The organism is Limosilactobacillus reuteri subsp. simiae, assembly GCF_020784875.1.
Lineage (GTDB): Bacteria > Bacillota > Bacilli > Lactobacillales > Lactobacillaceae > Limosilactobacillus > Limosilactobacillus reuteri_H.
In genome coordinates, this window is sequence record NZ_JAJGUI010000103.1 from 1 (window position 1) to 6517 (window position 6517).

The following is a 6517-nucleotide window of genomic DNA, read 5'->3' on the forward strand; positions in this document are numbered from 1 at the left end:
AAAGTAGTCAGAGCATTTTGGCTTGAGCAAAGCGAAAGCCAGCGCCTTGAGACGCCGGCTTTTATTATCGGCTTATAGCCGATGTGCAAACCACCCGTTTGACGGGTGGTTATGATTTACTCTTTCTCTGAATTAACGGTATCTTGAGCTGGTGCTAGCTTAACTCCTCGGTGGTCAACGCTTGTACTAAATACGATTTGTGTACTTGTCTTTCCAAAACGTTGTTGAATAGTATTGATGAAGTCATCTAAATCGGTGGTAGAAGGAAAAACAACTTCCATAATTTCTGAATAATCACCAGTTACACAGTTACATTCGATCACATTGGGAATTTGTTGAATGTAGGGGTAAAATTCTTGTTTTTGGCGAGGCTCAAGTTGCACCTGAATAAAAGCTTTAACATGAAAGTTGATTTTTTCCATGTTAACACTTGTATGGTAGCCAGTAATAATCCCATTTCGTTCAAGTTTATTAATTCGCGCCGCAATTGCTGGTGATGAAATGAAACATTCTTTAGAGAGTTCTTTCAAAGAAGCACGGGCGTTTTTTTGGAGAAGGTTAATAATCTTCCTATCGATCTTGTCCATAAGATGCGGCCTCACTTTCAAGTATTAAAGGTATATTGGATATATTAAGATTACTCTAATTAAAGATTAATGTATAGTCTAAATTTTAGAAAATCATGAATTAATTGAATTTTATCTGAAGTCAGTATTATTCTGGTTTCCTTCGCTTTATTCTTTAAAAAAATGGTATAATTTAAGTAAAGACATTACTAATTTGTTTGGAGGTTCAAACCTATGGATCAAGAATACCAAAACATCCTAGTTCCAGTTGATGGTTCTCAGGAATCAGAATTTGCATTGCACCGCGCAATTGCAATCGCAAAGCGTAATGGTGCCCATATAGATATTTTAAATGTAATCGATACACGAGCAATGGCTTATAACTTTGCTGGTATGTCAGATGGAAGTATTGCTTATCAATTAGTTGATAAATCAAAGCAATACCTTGATGAATTGTTGAAAAATGCCAAGGATAAGGATGGCTTTGATAATCTTGATATCCACATTCGTCTTGGTAATCCAAAGACAATTATTTCGTTTGACTTCCCTCGTGACCACCACAACGACATGATTATTATCGGTGCTAGTGGATTATCACGGATGCAACGAGCTGTAATGGGTTCAGTTACGTCATACGTAAAGCGTAATGCGCCTGTTGATGTGTTAGTTGTCCGAACTGATGTAGATCAGGTTAAATAGTCATTGAATATTATCAATGAGGGTTAGTGGTAAATATTACCATTAACTCTTTTTTTATAAAAAAGAAGGTGTGTTATCGTGGCAGATGAAATTACTAAGCGAGTTTCCTTGGTAGAATTATTTTACGATTTAGTGTTCGTTTACATGGTTTCCCGAGCAACAGAAATGATTCACCATTTGCACCATGGGATTGTGGGATTGCCGGTTTTAGGAATCTTTGCAATTGTCGTGATTGTATTTATTAATTCCTGGATGGTCCAGATGGTTTTTACAAATCGGTATGGAAAGCTTTCAGGAACAAATGTTATCTTTTCGTTCGTCGATATGGCAATTCTTCTCTATATGTCAAATTCGTTTTCAACAACATTTGATTGGCATTTAGCAATTTTTTTCATAGCTGCAGGATTGCTATCATTAACGCTATGCATCCAATATGTTTTAGTTTACTTTCAGGCAGAAAAGAAGATAGATAAACAGATTACACGAGCCTTTGCTGGAATTTTAATTTTTAGGACTGTTACGCTTTTTATTGGTGGGATTTTTTATCAAAGCAGATTAGGAGTTGGAATTGCTTTTGCGGGTATTATTATCAGTTGGATTGCCCCTGGTTTGACTGGAAAATATACAAAGCATCATCCTATTATCTTCTCCCATCTGCTAGAACGGCTTACAGCATTGATTATCGTGATGTTTGGTGAGACGATTGTCGGTATTGCTGATTACTTTACTGCTACAAATTTCTCAATTCAGTCTATTCTTATTTTTACTACAGTTGCAGCGCTATTCTTTACCTACATTGTTGAATTTGACCATTTAATTAATGAACACCAGCGCCATGAGACTGGAAATTTAATGATCTATCTTCATTACTTTATTTTATTTGGTCTTAGCCTAATAACTGTGGCGATGAAATTTATTGATGATGCAGCGGCTCATCCGCGGTTTGCGGTAACTTGCATGTATCTTGGTTTTGCCTTGTTCTATATTGGCCTTGCAATTGCTAACTACTATAATAAGGTAAAAGTGAATAAGATCGTTGTAAGTATTTTTATTATTTCAACAATAGCCGGTTTTGGAATTTCCTGGTTTTATTCAGCGTTTACGCCTGTGGTTATTATTATGACTGCTGTAACGTTGATTAATGCCGTAACGTTAACAAGATTTAGAATAAAATATGTAGATTAAAAGGGAGTGGGACTAAACTCGCTTGCGAGTTTTTAGTCCCACCCCCGCAAGGATGGCTACGACGCGAAGCTAGCCTATTGGGGTGTTCTGGACGTTGATTTATCAACGTTCAGAATCCAGCCAGCTACTGCGTTCTGGCAGTTTATACTTTAAAATGGTAAAGAGGTTGGATTATTTTTCCAGCCTCTTTTTTAACAGAGAAGATATTTAATTACTTTTTAGTAACTTCCATAACGATATCAGTAGTAGTTACCTTTTCACCAGCATCCTTCAATAATTTAATATCGAAGTCTTTACTGTTAGTGACTGTTACCATGACAGTATCATCAAGGCCCGCTTTCTTGATTGCTGGATCCCAGAATTCCATTAATTCGTCACCTTTGTCAAAGTGTTGATCCTTATCAAAGTAACTAATGAATCCAGTACCCCGAAGTTTAACGGTATCAATACCAACGTGGATCAGTAACATAATACCATTGTCAGATTCAAGCCCGATTGCGTGACGAGTAGAGAAGGTTGCTCGTACTGTTCCGCTAAATGGAGCAATTACTTTACCATCAGATGGTTTTATAGCGAATCCTTTACCCATGTTACCAGAAGCAAAGTTTTCATCGGTAACGTCCTTTAAGTTAACAAGCGTACCGGCAACTGGTGATGTAATATCAGTAACGCCAGGTTGTGGGGTAGGAGTAGATTCGCTTGTTGTGTCGTTGTCATTGTTAAATTGCTTACCCCAAGTTTGTTCAAGCTTAGCAACGATTTGAGCATGTGACTTTTCATCAAGTTTAACTTTGAGTGCAAAGATGATAATACCGACAAGAATTAAAGCAATCGGAATTAAGAACATGTAAACCTTAAAGATGCTTACTCCATGAGCGGTAACAGTAGCTGCAGTAGCACCACCAGTCATACCGGCAGCAACAGTAGCAGCCCCAACAACACCGTTAGCAACTGCTCCACCAAACTTATCTAGTAATGGACGAACTGATAAAGTAAGTGATTCATCACGGTGTCCTAATTTTAATTGACCATATTCAACAGAGTCAGTAATTGTCATAAGAACAACTAAGAAGATAATTGGTTGTGGAATGAAGAATAATTCAGCACCGAGAAGAACTAATGCTAATGACTTACCGGCAAAGGCAAAGATCAATGCACCAAGCACTTCGATTGAAGCAGCACCATAGAATAGTTTGTGTCGACCGATCTTTCCAGAGAATAATGGGAAAGCAAATACTGAGATGACACCGACAATTGTGTTCAAACCACCAAGGATAGAGAAAGCCTTAGAATTACCAAGAATATAAGTAAAGTAGTAAAGTTCAAAACTATTTAATAGTGTTTGACCAGTAGTAAAGAATAGATAAGACATAGCGATAGCAAGAAGTTGATCATTCTTTACTAAGATCTTAAGGATATCCTTGAACTTAGTTTGTTCCTTGTTTTCACGAAGCAATGACTTTTGTTCGTGAGTAAACATCCCAACACCAATAGCAGTAATTGCTGAAATTGCAGCGACAATTGCGGCAAAGATGAACCAACCACGGTCATCACCGGTACCACCATTTTGGTTTACAGAGAAGAACAGAACCATTGGCATGATGACAAATCCGATAATCTGACCACCGATAGTTGAACCAACTCGGGCAAAGGTAGCTATTTTATCCCGTTCATGTGAATCGAATGACATTGCTGGAACCATTGACCAGAAACCAACGTCATTAAACGAGTAAAACACATCCATAACAATATAAATAATAGCAAAGATGATTAAGTAAAGGACTGGATTACTCGTGTTTAAGCCACCAAGCGGGGTAAAGAGGGCGGCAAGTAAGATGGCAGAAATAATACCACCACCAACAACCCATGGTTTAAATTTCCCCCAACGTGTATTAGTACGATCAATTGCGTTACCAATTAATGGGTCAATAAGTAATTCAACGATTCGTAAAACCATGATGATCATTGTGACGTACCAGACCATCTTGTTATCAAAGTGTTTATCACTCGAAGTAAACAAGTGTCCAGTAACATACATCATGAAATAAGTAGAAAGTAATGCAAAGAAAGCGTCATGTCCGAATGCACCTAAAGAATAGGCTAAACGAGAGCGGACAACATGTGGGTCTTTCTGTGTAGTATCAATTTTTGCATCCATGTTAACTCCCCTTTTCTACAACAACATATAATATCTTACACGAATAATGGTAAGCGTTTTCATAGAAAAAGTCAATGCAATTTTAGTAAAGTTTTACGAAAAAGGAAGTGATATCAAAATAATTATTGATTGAAAGCGATTGCCATAACTTGGGCTTGAATAGTTTCTAACTCATCAGCATTTAAATTAATATATTTATTTACAAGGCGTTCATTTGCATGAAGATCGTTGATAAGAAAATCATGGATTGATGTAATGTTTATTCCAGCATGGCGTAAATGGAGAATTGTCATTGTAATTGCTAACTGTTCTGTTTTAGCAGCCGAAAGGGTAGCAGGGGCGGTTTCGATAACGCCTTGATAGTAACCGCTCATAAATGTTTTATTCATCATAATCACCTCTATGCTAATCAAACCACATTTCTATTTTCTTGTTAAGAAATTAAAATAAAAGGCTCTTTGTCAAGAAGTACTGATGAGAAAATAAAATAATTTTACTAAGCAGCTTGTGCCTGGACTTTGGCATGAGCTGTTTGTTTATTTCGCCAATTTATTGCGATATAGGTATTTGGTAATGCAAGAAGAATTCTAATCCGGAAATTAAAGAAATTACGAAAGCCATAAGCAGTTCGTTTAATAACTTTAATTTTATTATTGGTTCCTTCAACAGGACCGTTTGTATAGGTGTCATATTTGAAACTATTATAGATTTCTTGTTTATGACTACGAAGGGTACGCTGAACTTTCTGTAGTGCTTGCGGAAGGTGTGTCCATTTAATTACGAGTAAGTTTTTTAATTCTTCCTTCCTACGATGAGCAATCGCCATAATTAAGTCTTGATAGTATTCATAAGCTTTTTTTAACTCATTATCAAAACTTAGGAGACGGTGAATAACTTCAACATCGGTTAATTGAGCGTAACTAAAGTTACGTCTTGACCAATAATTATTATATTTAAGCTCATTAGCAGGTGTTAAGAGTAATTTCCAAAAATGCTTAAGTGCACGCCACTCATGAGTGGCAGCACCAGCACGATTCATTACTTGAATCCTGATTTTATTTAATGCACGATACGCTTGAGCAACGATGTGAAAATGATCAGCGATAATTATAGCGTGAGGGAAGAGTTCATGAATTAAGTGACGATATGGAGTGTATAAGTCAACTGTTACTGTTTGAACTGCTAGGCGTGCTGAACGGTCATATCGAAGAAAGTAGTTCCGCAAATAACTATTTTTTCGTGACAGGATAATGTCAAGTGTCCGTTTATTTTCAATGTTCATTAGAATCATACTCATTCCACTGGGCGCAAAGCGACCAGATTTAAAATCATCAAAAGCAATATGGCGAGGCAACCAATGATAGTTAGGTTTGAAGAATTGATCAAGGTTTGTAATGACTCGTCTAATTGTCCAGTTCGAGACATTTAGTTCTTTGGCTAAATCACTTTGTGATTCATTTTTCGTCAGAAGCATCATGGCTCGTTGTTTTATCGCCAAAGAGATATGATCATGATAATTAATATCTCTAACAGCCGCTAATTTAGTAATTACTTCAGGACAAGAAGAGGAAGCTTTACAGATATATTTTTGCTTTTTAATCGACCAGATTGTTGGTTTAAAGTGAAGTTCTGGTCCCAAGCAATTAACTGTTTTATAGCCATTCTTACACATTAAATGTCCACATCGTGGGCAATGCATAGGATAAGTTTGGATAAGATGGACAATGATTTGATTAGGTTGATCTTCAATTGGATTATCAAAGTTCTTTTCATCTAGTTTGAGATAGGGATCTTTAATTCCTAAGATAGTTCTGATAGAATTGTTCATGAAAGATGGTCCTTTCTTAACGAAGACGGGGTCCAACCATCTTTCGCTTTTTTATTTTAAATTTTAAACAAATAAAGCACT

6 protein-coding genes are annotated in these 6517 nt (G+C 36.6%); 2 read left to right on the forward strand and 4 right to left on the reverse strand.

Annotation, left to right across the window (positions count from 1 at the left end):
• Positions 1 to 116 precede the first annotated feature (116 nt).
• Positions 117 to 587 (reverse strand): Lrp/AsnC family transcriptional regulator, encoded by a 471-nt coding sequence (locus LMC10_RS05780; protein WP_229269174.1) that lies wholly within the window; start codon positions 585 to 587, stop codon positions 117 to 119.
• A gap of 213 nt (positions 588 to 800) precedes the next feature.
• Between LMC10_RS05780 and LMC10_RS05785 the strand changes: the two genes are divergently transcribed.
• A complete protein-coding gene (locus tag LMC10_RS05785; protein ID WP_086132091.1) occupies positions 801 to 1265 on the forward strand; it encodes a universal stress protein in 465 nt (154 codons plus the stop codon).
• Positions 1266 to 1343: 78 nt separating this feature from the next.
• Complete coding sequence (locus LMC10_RS05790) at positions 1344 to 2450, forward strand: low temperature requirement protein A (RefSeq protein ID WP_229269175.1); 1107 nt, start codon at positions 1344 to 1346, stop codon at positions 2448 to 2450.
• 211 nt (positions 2451 to 2661) lie between these two features.
• Here the strand turns inward: LMC10_RS05790 and LMC10_RS05795 are convergent, their stop codons facing one another.
• The 3 genes from LMC10_RS05795 to LMC10_RS05805 form a co-directional block, all read right to left on the reverse strand.
• Positions 2662 to 4608 carry a sugar MFS transporter gene (locus LMC10_RS05795; RefSeq protein WP_229269176.1) on the reverse strand — a complete coding sequence of 649 codons (1947 nt, stop codon included), beginning with the start codon at positions 4606 to 4608 and terminating at the stop codon, positions 2662 to 2664.
• Positions 4609 to 4730: 122 nt separating this feature from the next.
• Complete coding sequence (locus LMC10_RS05800; protein WP_229269177.1) at positions 4731 to 5000, reverse strand: hypothetical protein; 270 nt, start codon at positions 4998 to 5000, stop codon at positions 4731 to 4733.
• A 104-nt stretch (positions 5001 to 5104) separates the two neighbouring features.
• On the reverse strand, positions 5105 to 6436 hold the full coding sequence (locus LMC10_RS05805) for an ISL3 family transposase (protein ID WP_229268889.1): 1332 nt from the start codon (positions 6434 to 6436) through the stop codon (positions 5105 to 5107).
• Between the last annotated feature and the right edge of the window lie 81 nt (positions 6437 to 6517).